Origin of the sequence: Methylobacterium nigriterrae, assembly GCF_037106235.1 — a bacterium.
GTDB classification, from domain to species: Bacteria; Pseudomonadota; Alphaproteobacteria; order Rhizobiales; family Beijerinckiaceae; genus Methylobacterium; species Methylobacterium nigriterrae.
In genome coordinates this window covers 135,474-161,806 of the sequence record NZ_JBAWTG010000003.1, presented here as the reverse complement: position 1 = coordinate 161,806, position 26,333 = coordinate 135,474, and the positions used below count along the sequence as shown (strand labels likewise).

Annotated in this window: 21 protein-coding genes; 8 read left to right on the top strand and 13 right to left on the bottom strand. The window is 71.2% G+C overall.

What is annotated here, in order from left to right:
* Positions 1-236 precede the first annotated feature (236 nt).
* Entirely contained in the window at positions 237-770 is a 534-nt protein-coding gene (locus tag WDW90_RS03665) for a Dps family protein (protein ID WP_336485902.1), read from the top strand.
* A 161-nt stretch (positions 771-931) separates the two neighbouring features.
* Here WDW90_RS03665 and WDW90_RS03660 read toward each other — a convergent pair whose 3' ends face one another.
* Both WDW90_RS03660 and WDW90_RS03655 read right to left on the bottom strand, forming a co-directional pair.
* Positions 932-3,592, bottom strand: a complete 2,661-nt coding sequence (locus WDW90_RS03660; protein ID WP_336485901.1) for a bifunctional acetate--CoA ligase family protein/GNAT family N-acetyltransferase — start codon at positions 3,590-3,592, stop codon at positions 932-934.
* A 122-nt stretch (positions 3,593-3,714) separates the two neighbouring features.
* Entirely contained in the window at positions 3,715-3,867 is a 153-nt protein-coding gene (locus WDW90_RS03655; protein WP_336485900.1) for a hypothetical protein, read from the bottom strand.
* A gap of 88 nt (positions 3,868-3,955) precedes the next feature.
* Between WDW90_RS03655 and WDW90_RS03650 the strand changes: the two genes are divergently transcribed.
* The 3 genes from WDW90_RS03650 (at position 3,956) to WDW90_RS03640 (ending at position 7,075) form a co-directional block, all read left to right on the top strand.
* Positions 3,956-4,645 (top strand): class II aldolase/adducin family protein, encoded by a 690-nt coding sequence (locus WDW90_RS03650; protein WP_336485899.1) that lies wholly within the window; start codon positions 3,956-3,958, stop codon positions 4,643-4,645.
* 647 nt (positions 4,646-5,292) lie between these two features.
* Positions 5,293-5,781 (top strand): Ros/MucR family transcriptional regulator, encoded by a 489-nt coding sequence (locus WDW90_RS03645; protein WP_336485898.1) that lies wholly within the window; start codon positions 5,293-5,295, stop codon positions 5,779-5,781.
* Between the two features lie 505 nt (positions 5,782-6,286).
* Positions 6,287-7,075, top strand: coding sequence for a restriction endonuclease (locus WDW90_RS03640; protein ID WP_336485897.1), 789 nt, complete (start codon positions 6,287-6,289; stop codon positions 7,073-7,075).
* Between the two features lie 3 nt (positions 7,076-7,078).
* On the opposite strand, the gene zwf is transcribed toward WDW90_RS03640, so the two are convergent.
* The 6 genes from zwf to WDW90_RS03610 all read right to left on the bottom strand — a co-directional run bounded on the left by zwf (position 7,079) and on the right by WDW90_RS03610 (position 18,995).
* A complete protein-coding gene (gene zwf / locus WDW90_RS03635) occupies positions 7,079-8,602 on the bottom strand; it encodes a glucose-6-phosphate dehydrogenase (RefSeq protein ID WP_336485896.1) in 1,524 nt (507 codons plus the stop codon).
* A gap of 112 nt (positions 8,603-8,714) precedes the next feature.
* Positions 8,715-10,208, bottom strand: a complete 1,494-nt coding sequence (locus WDW90_RS03630; protein ID WP_336485895.1) for an efflux transporter outer membrane subunit — start codon at positions 10,206-10,208, stop codon at positions 8,715-8,717.
* On the bottom strand, positions 10,208-13,549 hold the full coding sequence (locus tag WDW90_RS03625) for an efflux RND transporter permease subunit (protein WP_336485894.1): 3,342 nt from the start codon (positions 13,547-13,549) through the stop codon (positions 10,208-10,210). The genes WDW90_RS03630 and WDW90_RS03625 overlap by 1 nt, the downstream gene beginning before the upstream one ends.
* A gap of 181 nt (positions 13,550-13,730) precedes the next feature.
* Positions 13,731-16,850 carry an MdtB/MuxB family multidrug efflux RND transporter permease subunit gene (locus WDW90_RS03620; RefSeq protein ID WP_336485893.1) on the bottom strand — a complete coding sequence of 1,040 codons (3,120 nt, stop codon included), beginning with the start codon at positions 16,848-16,850 and terminating at the stop codon, positions 13,731-13,733.
* A gap of 226 nt (positions 16,851-17,076) precedes the next feature.
* Complete coding sequence (locus WDW90_RS03615; protein ID WP_336485892.1) at positions 17,077-18,531, bottom strand: MdtA/MuxA family multidrug efflux RND transporter periplasmic adaptor subunit; 1,455 nt, start codon at positions 18,529-18,531, stop codon at positions 17,077-17,079.
* Between the two features lie 329 nt (positions 18,532-18,860).
* A complete protein-coding gene (locus WDW90_RS03610) occupies positions 18,861-18,995 on the bottom strand; it encodes a hypothetical protein (protein WP_336485891.1) in 135 nt (44 codons plus the stop codon).
* Positions 18,996-19,352: 357 nt separating this feature from the next.
* Here WDW90_RS03610 and WDW90_RS03605 point away from each other — a divergent pair, with 357 nt between their 5' ends.
* From WDW90_RS03605 to WDW90_RS03595, 3 genes are all read left to right on the top strand, one after another.
* On the top strand, positions 19,353-20,507 hold the full coding sequence (locus WDW90_RS03605; protein ID WP_336485890.1) for an aminotransferase: 1,155 nt from the start codon (positions 19,353-19,355) through the stop codon (positions 20,505-20,507).
* Between the two features lie 90 nt (positions 20,508-20,597).
* Positions 20,598-21,083, top strand: coding sequence for a DUF4112 domain-containing protein (locus tag WDW90_RS03600; protein WP_431310965.1), 486 nt, complete (start codon positions 20,598-20,600; stop codon positions 21,081-21,083).
* Between the two features lie 28 nt (positions 21,084-21,111).
* Positions 21,112-22,293 carry an ABC transporter permease gene (locus WDW90_RS03595; protein ID WP_336485889.1) on the top strand — a complete coding sequence of 394 codons (1,182 nt, stop codon included), beginning with the start codon at positions 21,112-21,114 and terminating at the stop codon, positions 22,291-22,293.
* A 75-nt stretch (positions 22,294-22,368) separates the two neighbouring features.
* Here the strand turns inward: WDW90_RS03595 and WDW90_RS03590 are convergent, their stop codons facing one another.
* Complete coding sequence (locus WDW90_RS03590; protein WP_336485888.1) at positions 22,369-22,530, bottom strand: hypothetical protein; 162 nt, start codon at positions 22,528-22,530, stop codon at positions 22,369-22,371.
* 681 nt (positions 22,531-23,211) lie between these two features.
* Here WDW90_RS03590 and WDW90_RS03585 point away from each other — a divergent pair.
* A complete protein-coding gene (locus WDW90_RS03585) occupies positions 23,212-23,766 on the top strand; it encodes a Ros/MucR family transcriptional regulator (RefSeq protein WP_336485887.1) in 555 nt (184 codons plus the stop codon).
* A gap of 68 nt (positions 23,767-23,834) precedes the next feature.
* Here the strand turns inward: WDW90_RS03585 and WDW90_RS03580 are convergent, their stop codons facing one another.
* The 4 genes from WDW90_RS03580 to WDW90_RS03565 all read right to left on the bottom strand — a co-directional run bounded on the left by WDW90_RS03580 (position 23,835) and on the right by WDW90_RS03565 (position 26,324).
* Positions 23,835-24,155, bottom strand: a complete 321-nt coding sequence (locus WDW90_RS03580) for a hypothetical protein (protein ID WP_336485886.1) — start codon at positions 24,153-24,155, stop codon at positions 23,835-23,837.
* A 101-nt stretch (positions 24,156-24,256) separates the two neighbouring features.
* Positions 24,257-24,925 carry a transglutaminase-like cysteine peptidase gene (locus WDW90_RS03575; RefSeq protein ID WP_336485885.1) on the bottom strand — a complete coding sequence of 223 codons (669 nt, stop codon included), beginning with the start codon at positions 24,923-24,925 and terminating at the stop codon, positions 24,257-24,259.
* A gap of 151 nt (positions 24,926-25,076) precedes the next feature.
* Positions 25,077-25,751 (bottom strand): hypothetical protein, encoded by a 675-nt coding sequence (locus tag WDW90_RS03570; protein ID WP_336485884.1) that lies wholly within the window; start codon positions 25,749-25,751, stop codon positions 25,077-25,079.
* A 12-nt stretch (positions 25,752-25,763) separates the two neighbouring features.
* Positions 25,764-26,324 (bottom strand): sigma-70 family RNA polymerase sigma factor, encoded by a 561-nt coding sequence (locus WDW90_RS03565; protein ID WP_336485883.1) that lies wholly within the window; start codon positions 26,322-26,324, stop codon positions 25,764-25,766.
* Positions 26,325-26,333 lie beyond the last annotated feature (9 nt).

The following is a 26,333-nucleotide window of genomic DNA, read 5'->3' as shown; positions in this document are numbered from 1 at the left end:
TCCTCGAGACTCTGCGCCCTGCGCCGGCGGCGATGGGTCGATCCGCGAGCCTGGACCGGGGAGGACAGTCCACGCCCGCATCCTGGAACCGTTCCAAGCCGTCCGCTTCCCGCACCGCAGGCATGCGCACCGGAACAATCGGCTTCACCGTTCATTTTGCCGAGCGAGCGACGCCGCGCCTCCCCGCGCCGCGCCCGGACACGACCAAACCCGGAAACAGCAACGGAGTTTCACCGATGGCCAAGGCCAAGCCCAGCCCGCGCGTCGAGAGCGACCGGCTCAACACCCCGACCGACCTCGATCCGGCCGATACCAGGAAAATCGCCGAGGGGCTCACCGTGCTCCTGTCGGACCTCTTCGCCCTCTACATCAAGACGAAGAACTTCCACTGGCACGTCAGCGGCCCGAACTTCCGCGATTACCACCTGCTCCTCGACGAGCAGTCGCAGCAGATCTTCTCGATCATCGACGAGGTGGGCGAGCGCGCCCGCAAGATCGGCGGCACGACGCTGCGCTCCCTCGGCCAGGCCAGCCAGATGAAGCGCGTCGCCGACAACAACGCCGAGTACGTCAGCCCGCTCGACATGCTGATCGAGCTGCGGGACGACAACAAGGCGCTCACCGCCCACATGCGCGACCTGCACGAGGTCACCGACGAGGCCAACGACGTCTCGACGACGAGCCTGCTCGAGGTGTGGATCGACCAGTCCGAGGAGCGCACCTGGTTCCTGTACGAGTCGACCCGGAACGCGACGCAGGGCGGGCATTGACCGGCGGCCGGCGCTCTCCCGGCACCTGAGCGGCCATGAGCCCCGCATCGTCGATGCGGGGCCTCCTGTTCTCGGATTCCTTCGTGCGTCGCGCGCGCATCGGGACATGACAGTCCGGCGATGGCCCGCCGAAGACCTTGCAAGAGGGCAGCGGCCCGCTCCTACAGCGCCAGCCCCACCTTCATGACCCCCGGCTCGTCCCGGTCCGGGTGCACCGCGAACCCGAGCCTGCGGCACACCGCCAGCATCGGGCGGTTCTCGGCGAGCACGCTGCCCTCGACGCGCTTAAGCCCTTCCGCGCGCGCCCAGTCGATCATCATCCGCATCAGCGCGAAGCCGAGCCCGGTGCCCTTGCGGTCGGTGCGCACCAGGATCGCGTACTCGCCGCTCTCGTGGTTGGCGTCGGCGTGCAGGCGCACGGCGCCGAGCATGGCGCCGGTCTCGACGTCGGTGGCGACGAAGGCGATGGCGCGGGCATAGTCGAGCTGGGTCAGGCGGGCGAGGAAGGCGTGGCTGAAGTCGCGCACGGGCGAGAAGAAGCGCAGGCGCAGATCCTCCTCGCTCACCGCGTGGAAGAAGGCGCGGAACAGGCCCTCGTCCTCGGGCCGCACCGGGCGCACCAGGATCCGGCGGCCCCTCAGCATCATGCTGCGCTCCCACTCGACCGGGTAGGGGCGGATGGCGAAGCGCGGGTGGCCGCGCCCGCGCACCGGGCGGCCGGGGTCGCGGCTGATCATGACGCGGGCGTCGAGCGCCACCGCGCCGGTCGAATCGGCCAGCAGCGGGTTGATGTCGAGCTCGCGCACCTGCGGCAGGTCGGCGGCGAGCTGGGCGATCTTCACGAGGACGAGCGCCACCGCCCGCGTGTCGACGGCGGGCACGTCGCGGTAGGCGGCGAGCCGCCGGGCGACGCGCGTGCGGGAGATCAGCTCGCTCGCCAGCGCGAGGTCGAGGGGCGGCAGGCCGAGTGCCCGGTCGTCGATGACCTCGACCGCGGTGCCGCCCCGCCCGAACACCACGACGGGGCCGAAGGTCGGGTCCTCGGCGAGCCCCGCGATCAGCTCGCGGCGCCGGCCCTTGCGCACCATCGGCTGCACGGCGAACCCCGTGATGCGCGCCTCCGGCCGCTCGCGGCGCGCCCGCGCCAGGATCTCGCGGGCGGCCTCGCGCAGGTCCGCCTCGCTCGTGAGGTCGAGGCGCACGCCGCCGATGTCGGACTTGTGCACGATGTCGGGGGAGACGACCTTGAGGGCCACCGTGCCTCCCTGCGCCAGGATCGGCCAGGCGGCGGAGGCCGCCGCGTCGATGTCGGGGGCGAGGGTCAGCGGCACGCTCGGGATGTCGTAGGCGCGCAGGAGCTCGGCGACGCTCAAGGGGTCGAGCCAGGCGCTGCCCTGCTTGAGCGCCCGGGCCACGACGGCGCGGGCGGCCTCCACGTCGGGGGCGAAGTCGCGGGGCAGCGAGTCGGGCGTGCGCATCAGGTCGTCCTGCGCCTCCCGGTAACGGACGAGGTGGAGGAAGCCCTCGACCGCGTCGGAATCCGTGGCGAAGCGCGGGATGCCGGCCTCGGTGAGGAGGCGGGTCGCCGCCTCGTCCTCCCCGAGGGAGACGGCGAAGACCGGCTTCCTGCGGCCCGTCTCGGCGCGCGTCCTGGTGACGGTGCCGGCGATCGCCGCCGCCACCGCCGTGCCGTCCGAGCGGGCGGTGGGGACGTGGATCGCCAGCACCGCGTCGTTGGCGCGGTCGGCGAGCAGCGGGCTCAGCGCCGCCTCGTAGGAGGCCGCGTCCGCGTCGATGCCGAGGTCGACGGGATTTCCCGCGCCGAGGCCCGCGGCGGGCGTGATCGCCGCCAGCGTGCCGCCCCGGTCGGCGAGGCGGTCGGCCGCCAGCGCCCCGATGCCGCGGCCGTTCGTCAGGATGGCGAGGCGCTTGCCCGGAAAGGGGCGCTGGCGCCCGAGCGTCTCGACGGCCGAGAACATCTCGTCGAGATCCTCGACCGAAAGCAGCCCCGCCCGCCGGAAGGCCGCCCGGTAGACGGCGTCGGGCTTGGCGAGCGCGCCCGTATGGGTCCGGACCGGGCGCGATTCCGCCTCGTGGCGCCCCGTGCGGAGCACCACGACCGGCTTGGCGCGCGCCGCCGCGCGGGCGGCGCTCATGAACTTGCGCGCGTCCGGCACTTCCTTCAGGCAAAGCAGGATCGCCCGGGTGCCGAGGTCGCTCGCGAAGTGGTCGAGGCAATCCGCCACGTCGACATCGCAGGCCCGCCCCAGCGACAGCACCGCCGAGAACCCCACCGCCCGCCGCGCCGCCCACTCGACGATGCCCGAGGCCACCGTGCCCGATTGCGAGATCAGCGCGAGGTCGCCGCGGGCCGGGGCGCGCGCGAGCAGGCTCGCGTTGAGCCGCGCGCCGGGCACCGCGAGCCCGATGCTGTTCGGTCCGAGGAGCCGCAGCCCGTAGCGGCGCCCGATGGCGCGGGCCCGCGGCCCCGCCTCGCCCGGCGCCTCGCCGAGATCGGCGGTGAGGATCACGGCGGCGCCCGCGCCCTTGCGGGCCGCCTCCTCGACGATACCGGGAACCGCCGCCGGCGGTGCGGCGATCACCACGAGGTCCGGCGTCTCGGCGAGATCCGCCACGCTCGGGACGCAGGCGATGCCTCCGACCGCTTCGTGGCGCGGGTTCACGGGCCAGACCGGTCCCGCGAAGGCCGCCGCCCGCAGGTTCTCCAGGACGGCGCGGCCGAGGGAGCCCTCGCGCTCGCCCGCCCCGGCCAGCGCGATCGAGCGCGGGCGCAGCAGCGCCTCGAATCGGTAGGTGCTCATGCCGGTCGGCGCCCCTCGGTGCTGCCCCTGCTGGCGGCAAGGGGGGACGCGAAATCGGCGCCGCCGTCAACGCTTCGAGGCGCGGCCTCGCGGACGGCCCGCATCCGGCCCGGCGCGTCGTCTCAGGCGGCCGGCCTGCGAGGCGGCAGAACCAGGGTTTCGTTGGCCTTGAACACGGTCGGCCAGCGCATGCGCTCGGCGAGCGCGTGCGCCTGCGCCACGTCGATCCCGAGCTCGTGCGCCAATTGCGAGATGCTGATCCAGTCGGGCTGCATGGTCCTGCTCCCTCAGGGGTCCTGCCACCTCAACGTGCCGGCCGCGCCTCAGTTTCCCTGTCCCGCGGCATCGGCTACGAGGGAGCCCATGCCGCTCACCGACCCCGCCTCCCGGCACGCCATCGTCGAGGCCATGCGCGGGCTCATCGCGCTGGGCCTCAGCCAGGGCACCTCGGGCAACGTCTCGGTGCGGGCGGGCGCGGGCTTCCTGGTGACGCCGTCGGGCATCCCCGCCGAGGACCTGCGGCCCGAGCACATCGTGGCGATGGAGCTCGACGGCCGCTACGAGCACCCGCTCGCGCCGTCCTCGGAGTGGCGCTTCCACCGAGACATCCTGCGGGAGCGGCCCGAGGTCGGCGCGGTGGTGCACGCGCACCCGGCCTACGCCACGGCCTTCGCGATCTGCGGGCGCGAGATCCCGGCGGTTCACTACATGATCGCGGCGACCGGCGGCCCGACGATCCGGTGCGCGCCCTACGCGCCCTACGGCACGGAGGCGCTCTCGGCGTCGGCCCTCGCGGCGCTGCAGGACCGCGGCGCCTGCCTGCTCGCCAATCACGGCATGATCGCGGTCGGGCCCGATCTCGCGAAGGCCCTGTGGCTCGCCGTCGAGGTCGAGGCCCTCTGCCGCCAATACGCGATCGCCCTGCAGGTGGGCGCACCCGTCATCCTGTCGGATGACGAGATCGCCCGGACCGTCGAGCGCTTCAAGACCTACGGGCCCCGCGGGGTCGACCGGCCAGTCGTCGATGCCCGGTGCGGGCTGCCGCGCGAGTAATCCGCGGAGCGTCGTCCCGGATCCGCAATTATCTTATGTTAGGCGTGGAGTGACATCGGCCGCGCCGGCGCGGCGGCTGACCTGTATCCCATCCATACGTACACTATTGCACAGTGGATCGGATGCGCCCTTTGCCTGACCGGCTCGCGAAGATGTGATAGAATAACTCCTGAAATCTGCGTCCTCGCGCGTAGTTTTGCATATTCATTCCGCGTCTCGATCCGCCTTCCCGGCGCTTGCCGGGCTCCGGACGACGCCTGCCGCACGGATCGGGCCGCTTCCGCGGTTTCAATCATCAGTTGATCAGGCGGCCACCGGCTCGAGCGAGGCTTAGTCACGGGCCCGGCGCGGCAAATCCTGGCACAGAAGCGGATTTTCACTGGATCTCCGCTGCTCCGGGCGGCGACGAACCTGAACCAAACGATGGACCGGATCCCAGGGTCCGCAACTTAGACGCCGCAAACTGCGACGACCAGGAAATCATCCAGTTGAAATTTGCAAAAATCTCAGGACTGCACTTGCCACTTGCATCACGACTTCCAACATCATAGTAGCTTGAAAATCACGATCTTCACTAGGCCAGTCTCCTCAGGGCCTAAGCCTGATGAGCGTCCTCTGAGAGCCATATCCACCCACGGGGGAACATAATGTCGGTTGAGAACGGCGTTACGCCGGATTACATTGCGTTGGCGGCGGACATCGTGTCCGCATTCGTGAGCAATAACTCCGTTCCCGTCACCGAACTTCCGGGCCTGATCGCGTCCGTCCACGGAACGCTCAACCGCCTGTCCATCTCGCCCGCGGAGGAAAAGGCCGAGCCGCTGACTCCGGCCGTGTCGGTGAAGCGCTCGATCACGCCGGATTACATCGTCTGCCTGGAAGACGGAAAGAAGTTCAAGTCGCTCAAGCGCCACCTGCGCACGCGCTACGACATGACGCCGGACCAGTATCGGGCGAAGTGGAACCTCGCGGCCGACTACCCGATGGTGGCTCCCAACTACGCGGCCGCGCGCTCGGAACTCGCCAAGAGCATGGGTCTCGGCCAGCAGCGCCGGAAGTCGCGCACCAAGGCGCAGCCCGCCGAGGCGAAGCCCGCGACGCGCAGCCGCCGCCCCCGCGTCGCGGCCGAAGGCTAGCGCATCGCCCGCCGGTCCGGCGCGTGACCAGGCGGTACCATGAGAGGCCGGAGCGCGGTTCGTGGTCAGGTGACCGCGGGCAGCGCTCCGGCACCGGCCCCCTCACCGTCCGGGTCGTCCGCCGCGATCGGCGCATCCTTCTGTCCACAGCTTGTTCTCCCGCGCGTCAGCCTCGCCGCGCGTCGCGCGGAAACGCGGCGCGGCGGACGCGCCGGCGCCTCGCGCCGCCCCTCCGCAGGCCATGGCGGTGATCGGCTCTCCCGATCAGAGTCCGCAGATCGCCCAGTTATTTAGGGCCGCATGGCTCGGCCTCGGGCGGCCCGCGGAGAGCGGCCGCGCGGGTGCCGCGGCGGCTCCGGCCAGGCGCGGCGGCTCCGGCCAGGCGCGGCGCCGGGCCCTTGCCCCCGCCCGCGGATGCCGACCCGTTAGAGATCGATCAAGGAGGCGGTGGCAAGGCTCGCGGGATCGGCTGGGGCGCGGGCGCCCGGCTCGACGAGGAAGGTCCATGGCCGGCCGGCCCCACATCGTCGGACGCCTGTTCTGGACCGTCGTGATCGGCGGCGGCCTCGGGCTCTGGTACGGGCGCGCGGCCTTCGCGGCGACGGGCCTCGCGCTCGCGGCGATCCTGCTGCGGGCGCTCGATCGGCCGCGCCGGTTCCGGCGGCGGGTGCGCACGGTCGCGCGCCGCCACGCCCGGACGCTCGCCCTGCGCCGACGCCAGGAAAGCTTCGTCGACGCCTACGGCAACCTGATCGAGGACGGCTGGCTGCGCGAGCGGGATTACTTCCTCGAACGCACGGTCCTGCCCGAGATCGAGGCAAGCGGCTTCGCCGATTGCGCCGCGGCCCGATGGGACGCGATGCGCGCCATCGTCGAGGAGGTCGCCGCCGCGGTGGCGCTGCCCGACGCGTCCGAGGCGCCGGAGGACGGCGTCGCCTACGAGCAGTTCTGCGCCGACCGCCTCGCGGCCGCCGGCTGGCGCGCCCACGCCACACGGGCAAGCGGCGACCAGGGCGCCGACGTGGTGGCGGAACGCGACCGGGTGCGCCTCGTCGTGCAGTGCAAGCGCTACGCGAAGCCCGTCGGCAACGCGGCGGTGCAGGAGGTGGCCGCCGCCTGCCGCTACTGGTCGGGCGACATGGCGGCCGTGGTCTCGAATGCGGGCTTCACTCCCGCCGCCCGCAAGCTCGCGGCCGCGACCGGCGTTCTCCTACTCCATCACGACGATCTCGCGGAACTGCACCCGACCCGGCAGGTCCCGGCGCGGGGCCGCGCGGCGCCGTTGCGGGCCTGAGCCTCAGCGCGAGCCGCCGTCGAGGGGCAGCCAGCGCCGCCCGTCCCGCGCCAGGAGATCCTCCGCCTCCTTCGGCCCGTCCGTGCCGGCGGCGTAGAACGCGACGGGCGCATCAACCCAGGCCTTGAGGAGCGGGTCGACCGCGGCCCAGCCGGCCTCGATGTTGTCCGCGCGCTGGAACAGGGTCGCGTCCCCCACCATGCAATCGTACAGGAGGGTCTCGTAGCCGACATTCGGCTTCTCCTGGAAGAAGTCGGCGTATCGGAAGGCGGTGGCGACGCTGCCGAGCTGCATCTGCGGCCCCGGCCGCTTCACGTTGAGGATGGTGCTCGAACCCTGCTCGGGATCGATCAGCAGGCGCATCACGTTGGGGGCGAGCTCCGTCACCGCCGTCTCGCGGAAGAGGTGGAACGGCGGCGGCTTGAAATGGATCGCGATCTCGGTGAGGCGCTCGGTCATCCGCTTGCCGGTGCGCAGGTAGAACGGCACGCCGGCCCAGCGCCAGTTCTCGATCCCGAGCTTCAGGGCGACGTAGGTCTCGGTGTGAGATTCGCCGGACACGTGCGGCTCGTCCCGGTAGCCGACGACATCGAGGCCCTCCTCGCGGCCGGCCGTGTACTGGCCCCGCACGGCATCGCCCGGCTCGATCGGCCGCACGGCCTCGGCGAGCTTCGCCTTCTCGCCGCGCACGGCCTCGGCGTCGAAGGAGTTCGGCGCCTCCATCGCCACCATGCAGAGGAGCTGGAACAGGTGGTTCGGCACCATGTCGCGCAGCGCGCCGGTGGGCTCGTAGAAGGCCCCGCGCTCCTCGACGCCGATGGTCTCGGCCGCCGTGATCTGGACGTGGTCGACGTATTCGCGCCGCCAGACCGGCTCCAGCATGCCGTTGGCGAAGCGCAGAGCCATGATGCTCTGGACCGTCTCCTTCCCGAGGAAATGGTCGATCCGGTAGAACTGGCTCTCGTCGGCCTGGGCGAGGATGCGGGCGTTGAGGGCCCGGGCCGAGGCGAGGTCCGACCCGAACGGCTTCTCGATGACGACGCGCCGGAATACGCCGTCCTGCTGCTCGAGCAGGCCCGCCTGCCCGAGATGCTCGACGATCGGTCCGAAGAAGCGGGCCGCGACCGCGAGGTAGAACACGACGCTTCCCCCGACCCTGCCCTTCAGCGCCGCGTAGGCGGCCGGGTCCTCGAAATCGCCCTTCAGGAACCCGATGCGGTCGCGCACGAAGCCCCAGGCCTTCGGATCGATATGGTCGGCGTGGAATTCCGACGAGGCGTCCTTCGTGAAGGATTCCATCGTCGCGGTGAGATCCTGGCGCAGGCCCTCGTCGGTGTTGTCGTTGTGGTCGACGCCCAGGATCTTGAACCCGTCCGCGAGGAGGCCCGCTCCGGCGAGATTGTAGAGCGCGGGCATGAGCAGCCGCTTCGTCAGGTCGCCGGCGGCGCCGAAGATCACCAGGGTGCAGGGCGGGGCCGGCTCGGTGCCGCAGGCGGCAGGCCCGCTGAGAGTGACGGTCGGATCCATCGGCAGCCTCCGGGTCTATGCGGGCCCCGCCGCAAGCTCGGCCGGCGGGTCGCTCGTCAAACGGCCGGTGGCGGCCGACGTTCCGGCCGATCGCGGCTGCGTGCGGCTCGCGCTACTCGTCGGTGCGCACGGCCTGGCCTGAGTCGATCGGCAGCCTCGGCCCCGTCAGCTCCGGGCCGCCCGGCAGGCTGCGCACGTCCCAGCCGCCGCCGAGCGCCCGGATCAGCGACACGGCGGTGGTGAAGCGGTTGAGCCGGACCTGGAGGGCCGCGACCTCGTTGTTGAGGGCGAGGGCCTGGGCGGTGACCACCGTGGTGAAGTTCTGGGTGCCGGCCCGGTACTCGTTCAGCGTGATCTCGACGGCGCGGCGCGCCGAGGCCACGGCCTGGTCCTGCGCGCCCTGCTGGCGGGCCAGGATGCGCACGCCGGACAGGCCGTTCTCGACCTCCCCGAAGGCGGTGAGCACCACCTGCCGGTAATTGGCGACGGCGCTGTCGTAGGCCGCCCGCGCGGCCTGCAGGGCGGCGGCGCGGGCGCCCCCGTCGAACAGCACCTCGGTGCCGGCGGCGGCCACCGACCAGACCTGGTTGGCGGCCGAGAACAGGCCGTTGCGCGGGTCGCCCGAGATGCCGCCCGAGGCCGTCAGCGTCACGGTCGGGTAGAAGGCCGCGACCGCGACCCCGATCAGCTCGCTCTGGCGCTGCACCAGGCGCTCGGCCTGCGCCACGTCGGGGCGCCGCTCCAGGAGCTCGGACGGGATGCCGACCGGCACGGCGGGCGGGCGCTGGGCAAGGGGTGCCACGGGAATCGCGATCTCGGAGGGCGGGCGCCCGACCAGGATCGCGATGGCGTGCTCGAAGGTCGCCCGCTGCAGCCCGACCGCGATGGCCGCGGCCTGCGTGGTCTGGACCTGGGTCTGGGCCGTGATCACGTCGGAGCGGGCGGCGACCCCCGCGTTGTACTGGTTCTCGGTGATCGCGAGGGTCTTCTTGTAGGCTTCCACCGTCTCGTTCAGGAGGCGCTGCAGCGCGTCGGCGTAGCGCAATTGCAGGTAGTTCGTGGCGACCTCGGCCTGGATCGAGAGGCGCACGAGGCCGAGCTGGGCCGCATCCGCCTGCGCGGAGGCCACCTCGCTCTCGATGTTGCGGCGGATGCCCCCGAACAGGTCGAGCTCCCAGCTCGCCTGCCCCTGCAGCGAGACGTTGGTGCGCTCGACGCCGCCGGCGCGGCTGCGGGAGATGCTCGGCGCGCCGATCACCGTCGGGTAGAGGGCGGCGCGGGCCTGCTCGACGAGCGCGCGGGCCTGCCGGTAGCCGGCGACCGCCTGGCGCAGGGTCTGGTTGTCGACGTCGACAAGGCGGACCAGGCGGTCGAGCGCGGGGTCTCGGAACACGCGCCACCAGTCGCCGCGCTCGGCCCCGTCGTTCGGCTGGGCCGGGCGCCAGCCCTTGCGCGAGGCGACGTAGGCCGCGCTGTCCTCGCGCTGCCCGCCCTCCTTGAAGGCGAGCGGCGTCTCGACGGAGGGGCGCGAGTAGTCGGGCCCGACCATGCAGCCGGACGTGGCGGCCGCGAGCCCGACGGCCGCGAGAAATCCCCGGATCCGCATCACTCGCCGGCCGGAAGCGCGGAGGTGCCGCCTGCGGCCCGGCGGCGGGCCATCGCCCAGTGCCGCATCCGGTCGAGGTACAGGTAGACGACGGGGGTCGTGTACAGGGTCAGGATCTGGCTCACGATCAGGCCGCCGATGATCGCGATGCCGAGCGGGCGCCGCAATTCCGAGCCCTCGCCGCCGGCGAGGATCAGGGGCGCCGCGCCGAGCAGCGCGGCCAGCGTTGTCATCATGATCGGGCGGAAGCGCAAGAGGCAGGCCTCGAAGATCGCGTCGTGCGGGCTCGCCCCGCGGGTGCGCTCGGCGTCGAGCGCGAAGTCGATCATCATGATCGCGTTCTTCTTCACGATGCCGATGAGCAGGAACACCGCGATGAGCGCGATCACGGTGAATTCCGTGCCCGAGACCAGGAGGGCGAGCAGCGCCCCGATGCCGGCCGAGGGCAGGGTCGAGAGGATCGTGACCGGGTGGACGAAGCTCTCGTAGAGGATTCCCAGGATCGTGTAGACGGCCAGGATCGCGGCGAGGATCAGGAGCGGCTGGCGCGAGGCCGAGGCCTGGTAGTTCTTGGCCGCGCCCGCGAACTCGCCGTGGATGGTGGCGGGCAGGCGCAGCGACGCCATCGCCTCCTCGATCGCCGCGGTGGCATCGGAGAGGCTCTTGCCCGGCGCGAGGTTGAACGAGATCGTGGTGGCCACGAACAGGCCCTGGTGGCTGACCTGCACGGGGGCGTTGCCGGTCTCGAGCCGCGCGAAGGCCGAGAGCGGGACCATGGTCTCCCGGGCCGCCGAGACCGGCGCGCTCGAGGAGGCGCCGCCCTTGCTCGCCGCGATGGCGTTCGAGGCGGCATTGCGGGCGGAATCGCCCGCGATGGCCGCGGCGGTCGCGGAGGGGTCGGTCGCGCTGGTGTCGGGCACGGAGGCGGCGCTGCCGGTGCCGTTGGTGTTGGCCGTGCCGTTCGCCGCGACGGTGCCGGCGACCGCGTTGGTGGTGGCCGAGCCCCGCGCCTTGCCGCCCGAGGTCGAGACGTAGACCATCTTGAGCGTCTCGGGGCTCTGCAGGTAGCGCGGCGCGATCTCCATCACGACGTGGTACTGGTTCAGCGGGTTGTAGATCGTCGAGACCTGGCGCTGGCCGAAGGCGTCGTAGAGCGTGTTGTCGATCTTGTCCGGGGTGATGCCGTAGCGGAAGGCGGTGGCCCGGTCGATCACGAGGCGGCTCTCCAGGCCGCCCTCCTGCTGGTCCGAGGTGACGTCGGCGAAGATCGGGTTCCTCTGCAGGGCCTCGAGGAGCTGGGGCGCGGCCGCGTAGAGCTCCGGGGCGGTGTCGCCCTGCAGGGTGTACTGGTACTGCGCGAAGCTCTGGCGCCCGCCCATGCGCAGATCCTGGCGCGGGAACAGGTAGAGGCGCGCGCCGGCCACCCGCGCGAGCTTCGGCCGCAGGCGGTTCATCACCTCGGCGATCGGCGCGCGCTCGCCAAGGGGCTTGAGGCTCACGAAGACGTTGGCCGAATTGGTGCCGCGCCCGCCCGTGAAGCCGACGACGTTGTCGACCGCCGGGTCCGCCTGCACGATCGCGGTGGCCTGGCGCAGCTTCTGCTCCATGGCCTGGAAGGAGATGCGCTGGTCGGCCTGGATGCCGCCCATCATCTGCCCCGTATCCTGCTCGGGGAAGAAGCCCTTGGGCACGATGACGTAGAGGTAGACGTTGAGCCCGATCGTCGCGAACAGCGTCAGCATCACGAGGCGGCGGTGGTGCAGGGCCAGCCGCAGGGTCCGCTCGTAGGCCCGCAGCGTGCCGTCGAAGGCGCCCTCGAGCGCCCGGATCAGGAGGTTCGGGCGCCGCCCCGGATCGTGCGCCTCCGGCCGCAGCAGGCGCGCGCACATCATCGGCGTGGTGGTGAGCGAGAGCACCAGCGAGATCAGGATCGCGAGCGAGAGCGTGACGGCGAATTCCTGGAACAGGCGCCCGACGAGGCCGCCCATCAGCAGGATCGGCAGGAACACGGCGACGAGCGACAGGCTCATCGAGATGACGGTGAAGCCGACCTCCTGCGCGCCGAGAAGCGCGGCCTCGAGGCGGGGCCTGCCCCGCTCGATGTGGCGCTGGATGTTCTCCAGCACCACGATGGCGTCGTCGACCACGAAGCCCGTCGCGATGATGAGCGCCATCAGCGACAGGATGTCGAGGGAGTAGTCGAGCAGGTACATCGCCGAGAAGGTGCCGATGATCGAGATCGGCACCGCCACGGCCGGGATGAGCGTCGCCCGGCCCGAGCGCAGGAACACGAACACCACGAGGATCACGAGGCCGACCGCGATGAGCAGCGTCTGCTCGGTCTCGGCGAGGGAGGCGCGGATCGTGGCGCTGCGGTCGCCCGTGATGGTGAGGTCGATGTCGCCGGGCAGCGCCGCCTGCACCTGCGGGATCGCGGCCTTCACGCCCTTGATGGTCTCGACGACGTTCGAGCCCGGCTGCTTGTAGATGAACAGGATGACGCCGGGCTTGCCGTTGATGAGGCCGAGGTTGCGCTTGTCCTCGACCCCGTCGACCACGCGGCCCACATCGCTGAGGCGCACGCCCGCGCCGTTGCGGTAGGCCACCACGATGTCGCGGTAATCGGCGGCCGTGCGGCCCTGGTCGTTGGCGTAGAGCTGGTAATGGCGCGCCTCCGTCTCGATCGCGCCCTTCGGCGAGTTGGCGTTGGCCGAGGCGAGCGCCGCCCGGATGCCCTCGAGCCCGATGCCGTAGTGGAACAGCGCCGTCGGATCGAGCTCGACCCGGACCGCCGGCAGCGAGGAGCCGCCGATATCGACGTTCCCGATGCCGGGCAGCTGCGACATCTTCTGCTGCACCACCGTGGCGGCGGAATCGTAGAGCTGGCCGGGCGACAGGGTGTCGGAGGTGAGCCCCAGGATCAGGATCGGCGCGTCGGCCGGGTTGAACTTGCGGTAGGTCGGGTTCTGCCGCAGCGCCGTCGGCAGGTCGGCCCGGGCCGCGTTGATCGCCGCCTGCACGTCGCGCGCCGCCCCGTCGATATCCCGGTTGAGGCCGAACAGCAGGACGATGCGCACCGTGCCGGTGGAGCTCGTCGACGTCATCTCGTTGACGTCCGCGATCACCCCGAGGCGGCGCTCGAGCGGCGCGGCGACCGTCGTCGCCATGGTCTCGGGGCTCGCGCCCGCCATCTGGGCCTGGACCAGGATGACGGGGAAGTCGACCTGGGGCAGCGGCGCCACCGGCAGCCTCATAAAGGCGAAGAGGCCGGCCAGCATCACCCCGATGGTCAGGAGCGTGGTGGCGACCGGGCGCCGGATGAAGGGGGCGGAGACGTTCATCGCCGTTCTCCGACGACGATTGCTCCACCCCTCCCCCTCATCCTGAGGTGCCGACGCGAAGCGGCGGCCTCGAAGGAGGGCTCCAGACCGCGCGGGGACCTCTGGAGGCCTCCTTCGAGGCCCGCTGACGCGGGCACCTCAGGATGAGGGGCGTGGGTTGGACGAGCGGAACGCCGGCTCTTCACGGCAGCGCCTCGCCGGTCGGCACGCCGCTGCGGCCCGTGAGGCGCCGCTCCAGGCGGTCGAAGGCGAGGTAGATCACGGGCGTGGTGAAGAGCGTCAGCACCTGGCTGACGATGAGGCCGCCCGCGATGGCGATGCCGAGCGGCTGGCGCAGCTCCGAGCCGACGCCCGTGCCGAGGATGAGGGGCACCGCCGCGAACAGCGCCGCGAGCGTCGTCATCATGATCGGGCGGAAGCGCAGCAGGCAGGCCTCGTAGATGGCGGCGCGCGGGCTCATCCCGTCCTCGCGCTCGGCCTGGAGCGCGAAGTCGATCATCATGATGGCGTTCTTCTTGACGATGCCGATGAGCAGCACGATGCCGATGATGGCGATGACGTCGAGGGAGAGCCCGAACAGCATCAACCCGAGGAGAGCGCCGATCCCCGCGGAGGGGAGCGTCGACAGGATCGTGATCGGGTGGATGAAGCTCTCGTAGAGCACGCCGAGCACGATGTAGACGGTGACGATGGCGGCGAGCACGAGGAAGAGCTCGTTGCCGAGCGCCGCCTGGAAGGCGAAGACCGAGCCCTGCGGCACGATGCGGAAGCTTCCCGGCAGGTCGATCTCGCGGCGGACCCGGTCGATCGCCTCGACCGCCTGCCCGAGGGCCGCGCCGGGCGCGAGGTTGAACGAGACGGTGGTGGCCGGGAACTGGCCGAGATGGCTGATCAGGAGCGGCGCCCGCCGCTCGCTGACGCGGGCGACCGCGGAGAGCGGCACCTGTCCGGACGTCGCCGTGGACGAGGGCAGGTAGATCGCGTTGAGGCTGTCGAGCGTCTTGTGCAGGTCGGGATCCGCCTCGAGGATCACCCGGTACTGGTTCGACTGGGTGAAGATCGTCGAGATGATGCGCTGGCCGAAGGCGTCGTAGAGGGCGTTGTCGACGGTCGCCGGGGTGATGCCGTAGCGGCCCGCCGTGGCGCGGTCGATGGTGACGTAGGCCGCGAGCCCGCTGCCCTGGAGGTCGCTCGCCACGTCCGAGAGCAGGGGCGAGCGCTGCAGCGCGGAGACGAAGCGCGGCACCCAGGTCTCGAACTCGTCGAGGTTCGGGTTCTCCAGGATGACCTGGTACTGCGTCGCCGAGACCGCCGTGTCGATGGTGAGGTCCTGCACCGGCTGCATGTAGAGGCGGATGCCGGGCACGCTCGCGCTCGCCTCCTTGAGGCGCGCGATGATGCCGCCGGCGCTCGCCGTGCGCGCGTCGCGGGGCTTCAGGTTGATGAGGAAGCGGCCGGAATTGAGCGTCACGTTCTGCCCGTCGACGCCGATGAAGGAGGACAGGCTCGCCACGTCCGGGTCCTTCAGCACGATCGCGGCGAGCCGCTGCTGGCGCTCGGCCATGGCCGCGTAGGAGACGGTCTGGTCGGCCTGGGTGATGCCCTGGATCACGCCCGTGTCCTGCACGGGGAAGAAGCCCTTCGGGATCACCACGAACAGGTAGGCCGTCAGCGCGACGGTGGCGAACGTCACGAGGAGCGTCAGGAACTGGTGGTTGAGCACCACCCGCAGCGCCCGGCCATAGGCCGCGATGGTGCGCTCGGTCGCCCGCCGGCCCATCCGCGACAGGTAGCCCTCGCGGCGGCGCGCCTGCCCCTCCGGCACGTGCTTGAGGAGCCGCGCGCACATCATCGGCACGAGGGTCAGCGAGACCACGCCCGAGATCACGATGGTGGCCGCGAGCGTGATGGCGAATTCGTGGAACAGGCGTCCGACCACGTCGCCCATGAACAGGAGCGGGATCAGCACCGCGATGAGCGAGACGGTGAGCGAGATGATGGTGAAGCCGATCTCGCGCGAGCCCTTCAGCGCCGCCTCGAGCGGCGATTCCCCGTCCTCGACGTGGCGGGCGATGTTCTCGATCACCACGATGGCGTCGTCGACCACGAAGCCCGTCGCGATGGTGAGCGCCATCAGCGAGAGGTTGTCGAGGGAGAAGCCGTAGAGGTCCATCACCGCCAGCGCCCCGATGAGGGAGAGCGGCACAGACAGGCTCGGGATCAGGGTCGCCGAGAGGCTTCTCAGGAACAGGAAGATCACCAGCACCACGAGGGCGATGGCAAGGCCGAGCTCGAACTGCACGTCCTCCACGGAGGCGCGGATCGTGGTCGTGCGGTCGGTGAGGGGCGTCACCGTGACGGCGGCCGGCAGCGTCGCCTGGAGCTGGGGCAGGAGCGCCTTGATCTTGTCGACCGTGGCGATGACGTTGGCGCCCGGCTGGCGCTGGATGTTGAGGATGACGGCGGGCGTCTCGTCCATCCAGGCGCCGAGCTTGGTGTTCTCCGGCCCGTCGACCACGTCGGCGACGTCCGAGAGCCGCACGGGCGCGCCGTTCCGGTAGGCGATGATCGCGTCGTTGTAGGCGCTCGGGTCCCGGATCTGGTCGTTGGCGTTGATCGTGTAGCTCTGCTTCGGCCCGTCGATGTTGCCCTTGGGCGTGTTGACGTTGAGGTTCGTGATGGTGGTGCGCAGGTCGTCGATGTTGAGACCGTAGGCCGCGAGCGCGCGGGCGTTGAAGCGCACCCGCACGGCCGGGCGCTGGCCGCCGCCCATGCTGACGAGGCCGACGCCCGCCACCTGGGAGATCTTCTGCGCGAGCCGCGTCTCGGCGAGGTCGCGCACCTGCGTCAGCGCCAGCGTTCTCGAGGTCAGCGCGAGCGTCAGGACCGGGGCGTCGGCCGGGTTCACCTTGGCGTAGATCGGGGGCGCGGGCAGGTCGGAGGGCAGGAGGTTGCCGGCCGCGTTGATCGCCGCCTGCACCTGCTGCTCGGCGATGTCGAGGGCCAGGTCCAGGCTGAATTGCAGGGTGATGACCGAGGCGCCGGCCGAGCTCTGCGAGGTCATCTGGTTGAGGTTGGCGAGCTGCCCGAACTGGCGCTCGAGCGGCGCGGTCACGGCCGAGGTCATCACCTCGGGGCTCGCGCCCGGATAGAAGGTCTGGACCTGGATCGTCGGGTAGTCGACGGAGGGCAGGGCCGAGACCGGCAGGTTCAGGTAGGACACCATGCCGACGATCAGGATCGCCAGCATCGTCAGCGTCGTCGCCACCGGCCGCAGGATGAAGAGGCGCGACGGGTTCATGGGGTCGGGCCCGCCGCTCGGCGCCTACCGAGACCGGATCGGCCGCGGGTCACCTCTCCCGTTCGGGAGAGGTCGAGTCCGCGCTGCGGACCGGGTGAGGGGTCCGCCGTATCCGGAGGGGTCGCACCCCTCACCCCGGCCCTCTCCCGCACGGGAGAGGGGGCCGGCCGCAGTTCCGAGGGACGGCGGCAGCCCGCATTCGGGCCGATCGATCGTCCGAGCCGGCTCACGGCGCCTGCCGCTGGCGGCGGCCCTGCCTGCGGCCGGATTCCGCGGGGGGCGCCTCGCCCGCGGCGGCCCTGTCGCCGGCAGGCTTGGCATCCGCCGGGGCCTTGCCGTCCGCCGGGGCCTTGCCGTCCGCCGGGGCCTTGCCGTCCGCCGGGGCCTTGCCGTCCGCCGGGGCCTTGCCGTCCGCCGGGGCCTTGCCGTCGGCGCCCGCGGCGGGGCCGCCCGTGATGCGCACGCTCGCGCCGTCGCGCAGGCGGTCGGTGCCGTCGGTCACGACGCGGTCGCCCACCGCCAGCCCCGAGACCACCGCGGTGCGCGCCCCGTCGGTCTCGCCGGCCTTGATCGGGCGTACCACGACCTTGTCGTCGCCCTCCATCAGGTAGACGTAGGTGCCCGGCGTGCCGCGCAGGATCGCGGCGGTCGGGACGATGGCCGCGTCGCGCACGGTGTCGACCGTCAGCTTCGCGTTCACGAACTGGTTCGGGAACAGGGCCTCGTCTTCGTTCTGGAAGATCGCCCGCAGCTTCACCGTGCCGGTGGTCGTGTCGATCTGGTTGTCCACCGTGTCGAGCAGGCCGGTGGCGATCTCGTGCTCGTCGCCGCGGTCGTAGGCGCGCACCGTCAGCTTCGCGCCCGAGCGCACCCGCCGCATCACCCGCGCGACGTCGTCCTCCGGCAGGGTGAACAGCACCGAGATCGGGTGGAGCTGCGTCACCACCACGATGCTGGTCGAGGCGGCCGTGATGTAGTTGCCCTGATCGACCTGGCGCAGGCCGACGCGCCCGTCGACCGGCGAGGTGATGCGCGTGTAGGCGACGTTGAGCTTCTGCTGGTCGACGAGGGCCTGGTCGGCCGCGACCGTCCCCTCGTTCTGCTTCACGAGCGCTCCTTGCGTGTCGACGTTCTGCTTCGAGATCGAGTCCTGCTGCACGAGGCGCTGGAAGCGGGCGAGGTCGAGCTTCGAGTTCTGCAGGAGGGCCTGGTCGCGGGCGAGCTGGCCCTGGTACTGCGCGAGCAGCGCCTCGTAGGGGCGCGGGTCGATCTGGGCGAGGAAGTCGCCCTTCTTCACCATCTGGCCCTCGCGGTAGCCGATCTCGGTGAGATAGCCGCTGATCTGGGAGCGCACCGTGACGGTGGCGAGCGGCGTGACGGTGCCCAGGCCCTGCAGCACCACCGGGATGTCGCCGGCGGTGATGCTCGCGATGCCGACGGCCTGCGGCTGGTCGCCGCCGTGGCGGCCGCCCCGGCCGGCGCCCTTGCCCTTGGCCGCTCCCGGCTCGCCGGCTGTCTCGGTCCTCGCACCCTCGTACCAGCGGTGCGCGACCGCCCCGGCGCCCATCAGGAGCAGGATCAGCAGCATCCAGCGGCCGACGCGGCTGCGCCGGCGCACGGGCGCTGGCGCCGTCGGGATCTCCCGCGCCGTCTCCGTCCGGATGGGTGAGCTCTCGTTCATGCCTGCCTAACCTGAACGCCTCGTGCCGGCCTGCCCCCGGGGACGACGGCTCGATCGGTCCGCCGCCCCTGGCCGCGGCGACGGCGCTTGCCCGTCCAGCCCGCGCCGGGCGCCGAAGCCGATTGTAGGACGAAATATCCTTCCATAGAGACGTCGTGAGCGTTTCGTTCTGTACAAGATCCGCGCGGGATCCCGCGTGCGGCATCTTCGAACGCCCGATCCGAGCATCCGTCCCGCGGCCGCGAGCCGGCCCGCCCGGCCAATGGGCGGCCAATGCGGTGTCAGTACGGCGTGGACGTTTCCGGGGTGTTGCTGTTCCGTCGCGCGCCTCAGGGCTTCTCCAGCGAGCGGTAGAAACGCACGACGTCGCGGAAGGATTCGTCCACGGGCGCGACCGGGACGGCGAGGCGCAGGGCGAGGCCGAGGGCCCCGATCGCGGCGGCGAGGGCAAGGCAGGTTCGCATCGTCAGGTGCGGCGGCTCGGGACGGGCGCCCGGTCTAGCGGATGCGCGCCGCCCGCACACGCGAAAAGGGCCGCCAAGGACATTGGCGGCCCTCTCCACGACCGGAACGGCATCGCATGAACCGAACGAGGGGGCGGAGTTCCATCCAGGCGTGTACCGCTCCAGCCGTGTAACCAAGAGATATCTCACGACTGATGAGTGTCAACATTCGTCAGCCGCCGGTACGAGTTGCGCGCTCGGAGCCGTGCGCTTTCGCACGTTTCGCCGCGCCGCGGCCACGTGCTACTGCACGCGGGCACGCGCCGGCCGGACCGAGGAGAGCCGCCGCGATCGAGACAGGGTGGCAGAATCCAGCGCATGAACCCGGTCTTCGCCGACCTGCCGACCTCCGTGTTCGAGGTGATGTCGCGCCTCGCCCGCGAGCATGGGGCGATCAACCTGGGCCAGGGCTTCCCCGACGGTCCCGGCCCGGCGGACGTGCGCGAGCGCGCGGCCGAGGCCCTGCGCGACGGCTTCAACCAGTACCCGCCGATGATGGGCCTGCCCGCCCTGCGCGGGGCGATCGCGGCGCATTACGCCCGTCACCAGGGCCTCGCGCTCGATCCGGACACGGAAGTGATGGTGACGTCGGGGGCCACCGAGGCGCTGGCCGGGGCGCTCCTCGCGCTGATCGAGCCCGGCGACGAGGTCGTGCTGTTCGCACCCCTCTACGACGCCTACCTGCCGCTGGTGCGCCGCGCCGGCGGCATCCCCCGCATCGTGACCTTGAGCCACCCGGAGTTCCGCCTCGACGCGGACGCGCTCGCCGCGGCCTTCGGTCCGCGCACCCGGGTCGTCCTCCTCAACAACCCGCTGAACCCGGGCGCCACGCTGTTTCCCGACGAGGATCTCGCCCTGCTCGCCGGGTTCTGCCGGCGCTTCGACGCGGTCGCCGTCTGCGACGAGGTCTGGGAGCACGTGATCTTCGATCACGCCAGGCACCGGCCCCTGATGGCGCTGCCCGGCATGCGCGAGCGCACGGTGAAGATCGGCTCGGCCGGCAAGATCTTCAGCCTCACCGGCTGGAAAGTCGGCTTCGTGATGGCCGAGGCCCGCCTGATGCGGGTCCTCGCCAAGGCGCACCAGTACATCACCTTCACGACGCCGCCGAACCTGCAGGAGGCCGTGGCCTACGGGCTCGCCAAGGACGACGCGTATTTCGAGGACATGCGCCGCGGCTTCGCCCGCTCGCGCGACCGGCTGGGCCTCGGGCTTGCCGGGCTCGGCTTCCGGGTGCTGCCGTCCCGGGCGACCTACTTCCTCAACATCGACATCGCGGGGCTCGGCTTCGCGGACGACGTCGCCTTCTGCGAGGCGCTCGTGCGCTGCCACGGGGTCGCGGCGATCCCCGTGAGCGCCTTCTACGCGGACAGCCCCGCGCGCAACCTCGTGCGCCTGTGCTTCGCCAAGGACGACGCGACGCTCGATGCCGCTCTCGAGCGGATGGCGGGCCTCGCCCGGAGGGCCGCGTGAGCCGCCCGGACGCCGGCCAGCGCGGGCGCGGTCTCGCAGCGCGCCGGCACGGCCTTGCCGCGGCTCGGCGGCGGGGCCACATCAGCGCGCATGACCGCTTCACAGACCTTCCGTGCCGCACCCCGGGATCCCGCGACCGCCTTCGCACGCGCCGGCGGGGCCGGGTCGGCCTTCCCCTTCGCGGACATGAGCCGCGAGGCGAGCCTCGCGCGCCTCGAGAAGCTTGCCTTCCTGCTCGACTCGGCCTTCCTGATCCCGGGCATCAACCGGCGGGTCGGCATCGACGCGGTGCTCGGCCTCGTGCCGGTGATCGGCGACTTCGCCGGCGTGGTGATGTCCTCCTACATCCTGTACGAGGCCCGGCGCCTCGGCGTGCCGAGATGGCTGCTGGCGCGGATGGCCATGAACGTCGCCTTCGACGGGATGGTGGGCGCGGTGCCGCTCGCCGGCGACCTGTTCGACGCGGCCTTCAAGGCAAACCGGCGCAACGTGCGCCTGCTGCGCCGGCACCTCGAGCGGACCGGCGGGGTGCGCCCGAACGAGATCGAGGGCACGGCGGTCCGTCTCGACGGGTGAGCAGGCTCGACGCCGGGGGGGCGAACCGATGAACGAGGTCGCCCGCCCCGTCGAGGGCGACGCCGTCTCGGCGCCGATGCCCGGCGCCGCGCCCCTCGTGCTCGCCCCGGCGGGCCGGCGCGGTCTCTCGCCCCTCAACCGGCGGCGACTCGCGAACTTCCGGCGCAACCGGCTCGGCTTCGGGTCCTTCGCGATCTTCGTCGCGCTGTTCGTCGTCAGCCTGTTCGCGGAGTTCATCGCGAACGACAAGCCGATCGTCGCCTCCTACAAGGGCGAGATCCTGTTCCCCGTCCTGATCGACTATCCGGACGAGAAGTTCGGCGGCTTCCTGGCGCGCACCGACTACCGCTCCGAGGAGACCCGCCGGGAGATCGCCGAGCACGGCTGGGCGGTCTGGCCGCCGATCCCCTATTCCTACGACACGATCCTCACGGGCTTGCCGACGCCCTCGCCCTCGCCGCCGACCTGGATGCTCACGGACGCGCAGTGCCGGCCCGTCGCCGAGACGGCGGGCGGCACCGGCTGCCGGGACATCGAGTGGCACTGGCTCGGCACCGACAACACCACGCGGGACGTGCTGGCGCGCGTGATCTACGGCTTCCGCATCTCGGTCCTGTTCGGGCTCGTCCTCGCCCTGATCTCCTCGGTGATCGGCGTGATCGCGGGCGCGGTGCAGGGCTATTTCGGCGGCTGGATCGACCTCGCATTCCAGCGCTTCATCGAGGTCTGGAGCGGCATCCCCACCCTCTACCTGATCATCATCATCTCGGCCTTCATCGCGCCGGGCTTCTTCGTGCTGCTCGGCATCCTGCTCCTGTTCTCCTGGGTCGCGCTCGTCGGCGTGGTGCGGGCCGAGTTCCTGCGGGCGCGCAACTTCGAGTATGTGCGCGCCGCCCGCGCGCTCGGTCTCTCGAACATCCGCATCATGGCGGTGCACCTCCTGCCGAACGCCATGGTGGCGACCCTGACCTTCCTGCCGTTCATCCTGAACGGCTCGATCACGACCCTGACCTCCCTCGACTTCCTGGGCTTCGGCCTGCCTCCCGGCTCGCCCTCCCTCGGCGAGCTCCTGGCGCAGGGCAAGGACAATATCCAAGCGCCCTGGCTCGGGCTGACGGGCTTCATCGTCGTGGCGACGATGCTGAGCCTGCTGATCTTCGCGGGCGAGGCGGTCCGCGACGCGTTCGACCCGCGCAAGACCTTCGCCTGACCCCGGCCCGGCACTTGACCGGCTGCGGACCCGGCCACGCCGCCCCCGAGGCACGGCATGGCCGGACGGCCCCCGTCAGCGGCCGCCGCCGCCGCCGCCGGCGCTGTTCGATTGCGGCTTGTTGTTCTCCTCGGCATTGCCGGCAGAGCCGGACGAGCTGTGCGGGTCACGCCCTTGGGCCAGGACCGGCGTCGCGAGCAGCAGGACGATCGCGCTCACGGTGGCAAACATCTTCATGGGGCTTTCCTCGATGCGGCCCAGCTTGCCCAGATGAGCAAGACTTGCAGTGGACACGTCATCACAACCGCCGATGAATCGATGGGTTGCTTCGGAGCAGCCAGCAAACCGTTCACGGGCGAATGCTGAGGTCAGCGGCCCGATAGGGATGGTGGTCGAGCAGGAATCGGCACGTCATCAATAGAACCGGCCGCAGCCTGAGACTGCCGAAACACAGCGGTTGGGAATGGTGCCACGGATGAGAGCGAACGCATTTCTGATCAGCTGATTTTCGTCTTCAAACCAGTAAGACCTGCCCGCCGCCCGGATAAACCCCAGTCGAGACCATATCGTACGGTTCATCGCGCGAATGCAATGGACGCCGATCGGCGGACGGTGCCGGCCTGATGATTTCGCGGTGCGATCACAATCGAAAGTGACGATCGTGTGCCGGCAAGCGCCTGTGGACACTATTTTTTCTACTCTGCGCGCTTGAATTCGTACGCAGAGCAACATTGGCTCACCACGAGTCTAAGGTTTGCTGGATTTGATCACGGATATATGCCAGCTCCCGGGACTGCGACGTTAGCATTTCACCGTTCAATCCTGCTGCATGCAAAGATATTGCCCTGAACGACCTTGCATTCTTTGGATATTGTCATAACGTTGTGCGGGAGGGGATGCTTGACAGAGGATCATGAAATGTCGGAAAGCGAACAAACACCGCTCGACACTCATATCGAACGCACCGTCGATGTCGTGTCCGCCTATGTTGCCAATAACTCCATTCCGACGGCTGATCTTCCGGCTCTGATCGCCAGCGTTCACGAGGCCCTGACCACACTGGCGGCCGGCGCGCCGCGGGCCGAGGCGGAGACTGTCGAGAGGCCGACGGCGGCGCAGATCCGCAAGTCGATCAAGCCGGATGGACTGATCAGCTTCATCGACGGCAAGTCGTACAAGACCCTCAAGCGCCATCTGACGAAGCACGGGCTCGACCCGCACAGCTACCGCGAGCGCTTCGGCCTGCCTGCCGATTACCCGACGACCTCCGCGAATTACTCGGCCCAGCGCTCCGCTCTGGCCAAGAGCCTCGGCCTCGGCCAGCCCGGACGCGCCGCGGGCGAAGCCGAGCCCCAGGCCCAGGAGGCGGCAGCTGAGGCGGCGCAGGAGAGCGGCGGCCGGCGTCGGGGCGCATCCACGGGCGGCGCGGCGAGCAAGGGGCGCGGAAGCCGGAAGACGGCTGCGGCGGCCTGAGGGCGGGCCCTGGCCGGTCGGCCGCGCGGGCTGTGCCCCGCGCCGTGCGGCCGGTATCCCGTCGTCCCTCACAGCGTCGGCGACGGACGACGGCCGAGGAGCCAGTCCTTGGCCCGCATCACGAGCGCCGGGCGCACGCGCGCCACGTCGTCGCCGTCGACGAGGGGCGAGGCGGAGAGCGCGGTCAGATACGCGCCTTCGGCCTCGCGGCAGGCGCGCAGCGCCATGTCGGCCGCGAGCAGCCGGCTCGTGAGCGCCGCCTGGATGCCGAAGCTGCGGTGCAGGCAGCCGCGCCACGCCCCGTGCAGGTCGGCGACCTCGCCGGCCGCAGCCGGAAGCGAGGACAGGCCGATCAGCGTGACGGCGAGCACGAGGGGGCGGATCGTCATGCGCGGTCGGCTCCGGAACGCCCGGAGCCTGGCACGAACATACTGACCAATCCGCGAATGGGCCGTGAACCGTCCTGTCCCGGATCGGGACTCCGGCCCGCTCAGCGGTTGGCCGTCGTCACCGGCGAGAGGCTGCGGCCGAGCGACACCCACGCCACCCCATCCTGGCTCTCGCGCTTGATGAAGGTGTAGCCGGTGCGGCGCCAGGGCAGGACGAGGTTCGTCTTGTTGTCGAGGATCATGTCGCCCCGGTCGGTGATCAGCGTGAGCACCGCGTGGCCCTCGCCCTTCTCGTCGATCACCACCGTCATCCGCATGGCCCGGCGCGGCAATCCGGCCTCGGCCAGCAGGTGGCGCTTGAGGAGCTGGAAATCCTCGCAATCGCCGATGCCGTCCTCCGCGAGGTCCCAGCGATCCGCGACGTGGAGATGATCCATGTCGGTCATGGCCTGCACGGCCTTGTTCACACGCTTGTTGACCGCGACGATCGTGTTCCAGAGGGCGGGCGTCAGCGTGATGCTGCCGGGCTCGCTGCGGTTGACCGCGCATTCGGCGGCATAGGCCTGGCAGAAGGTGACCCAGGCCGAGATCGGCTTGGCCTCGCCCGAGGCGGTGGCGGCGCTCGGCTCGCTCGGCAGGGCCGCGAAGGTCTGGGCCGCGGCGGGGCCGGCGAGGAGACCCGCGGCGAGCGCCAATGCGGCGACGGCCCCGCGCAGGCGCCGGCCCTTGCCCGACACCGCATCCCGCCCCTTGCAAATCGCGAACCGCATGGCCGTGGCCCAACCCGTTAAGCTTTCATTAACGAAGCTCTCACGGCCGGGCCGCCGCGGCAATCCGGGCGATTCAGATTGGGTTAATGCTGTGCGCAAGTCCCGCGCCCCGTGCACAGGCGAGACCCGCCGCGGAGGGCCCGCAAGCCGGTCAGCGGGCCGGCGCCGTCTCGGGCCCGGCGAACAGGATCAGGCCGGGCCTGGCCCGCAGCCGTTCGAGCGCGGACGCGGCCTCCCGCGGCTCCATCGCGCCCGCGGACAGGCGCAGGCGGTAGACCCCGCCCGGCCGCGGCCCGTCGACGATGCTCGCGCCGGCCTCGCGCAAGGCCTCCGCGATCTGCGCGGCGCTCGCGGTCGGCGCGAAGGCGACGAGGGCGAAGGTGCCCGGCCCGCGCTCGGGCGCGGCCCCGTGCGAGGCGGTCTCGTAGCGGGCGGGCGGCTGCGCCAGCCAGAAGCCGGTCAGCAGGCCGGCCTCGGCGAGGATCACCAGGCAGGCGGCGAGCGCCGCCCCGGCGAGGACGGGCGGCGAGAGGCCGGCCAGCGCCGCGCCGAGGCGCCTGAGCCAGCCGCCGGACGGCCGCGCCCGCGCGGCGAGGTCAGCGTCGATGCGCGCGAACAGGGCCTCGCGGGCGGCCGGCGAAGGAGCGCCGAGGGAGCGGTTCACGGCCACGGCGGCGTCGCGCTCCGCGCGGGCCATGTCGAGGCGCCGGGCGAGCGAGGCGTCGCGGGCGCTCTCGACCCGCGCGGCCTCGGCCGGGTCGAGCCGGCCTGTGACGTGCCAGGGCAGGAGCAGTTCGGTCTCGTCGGGATCGGGTTCGGTCGTCATCGTCCTCGTGCCTCAGGGCCAGCCGCGGTCGATGCCGGCCGCGAGCAGGAGTTCGGACAGGCGCTTGCGCGCGTGGAACAGGCGGGTCTTCACGGTGCCGGCCGGGATGCCGAGCACCTGCGCCACCTCCTCGACGCCGAGCTCGTGGTAATAGACCAGATCGACGACCTCGCGGTGCTCCGCCGAGAGCGCGGCGAGGCCGCGGCGCAGGGCCGCCGCCTTGCCGGCCTTCTGCAGCACCGTCTCGGGCGTGTCGGCCTCGTCCGGCAGGGCCTCGGCGGTCTCGGGCTCCAGCGGCTCGTGCGGGCGGCGGCGCAGGGCCGACAGCGCCTTGAAGCGGGTGATCGAGAGCATCCAGGTGGTGACGCTGGCCCGGCCCTCGTAGCGGCCGGCCTGCTGCCACACGTCGAAGAACACGTCGCTCATCAGATCCTCGGCGAGGCTCGCGTCGCGCAGGAGGCGCACGAGGAAGCGGAACACGGCGGTGGCGTGCCGGGCGTAGAGGCCCTGCATCGCGAGACGGTCGCCGCCGGCGATCCGCACGATCAGCTCCGCATCCGACGCCGCGCTCATCCGGCCCGC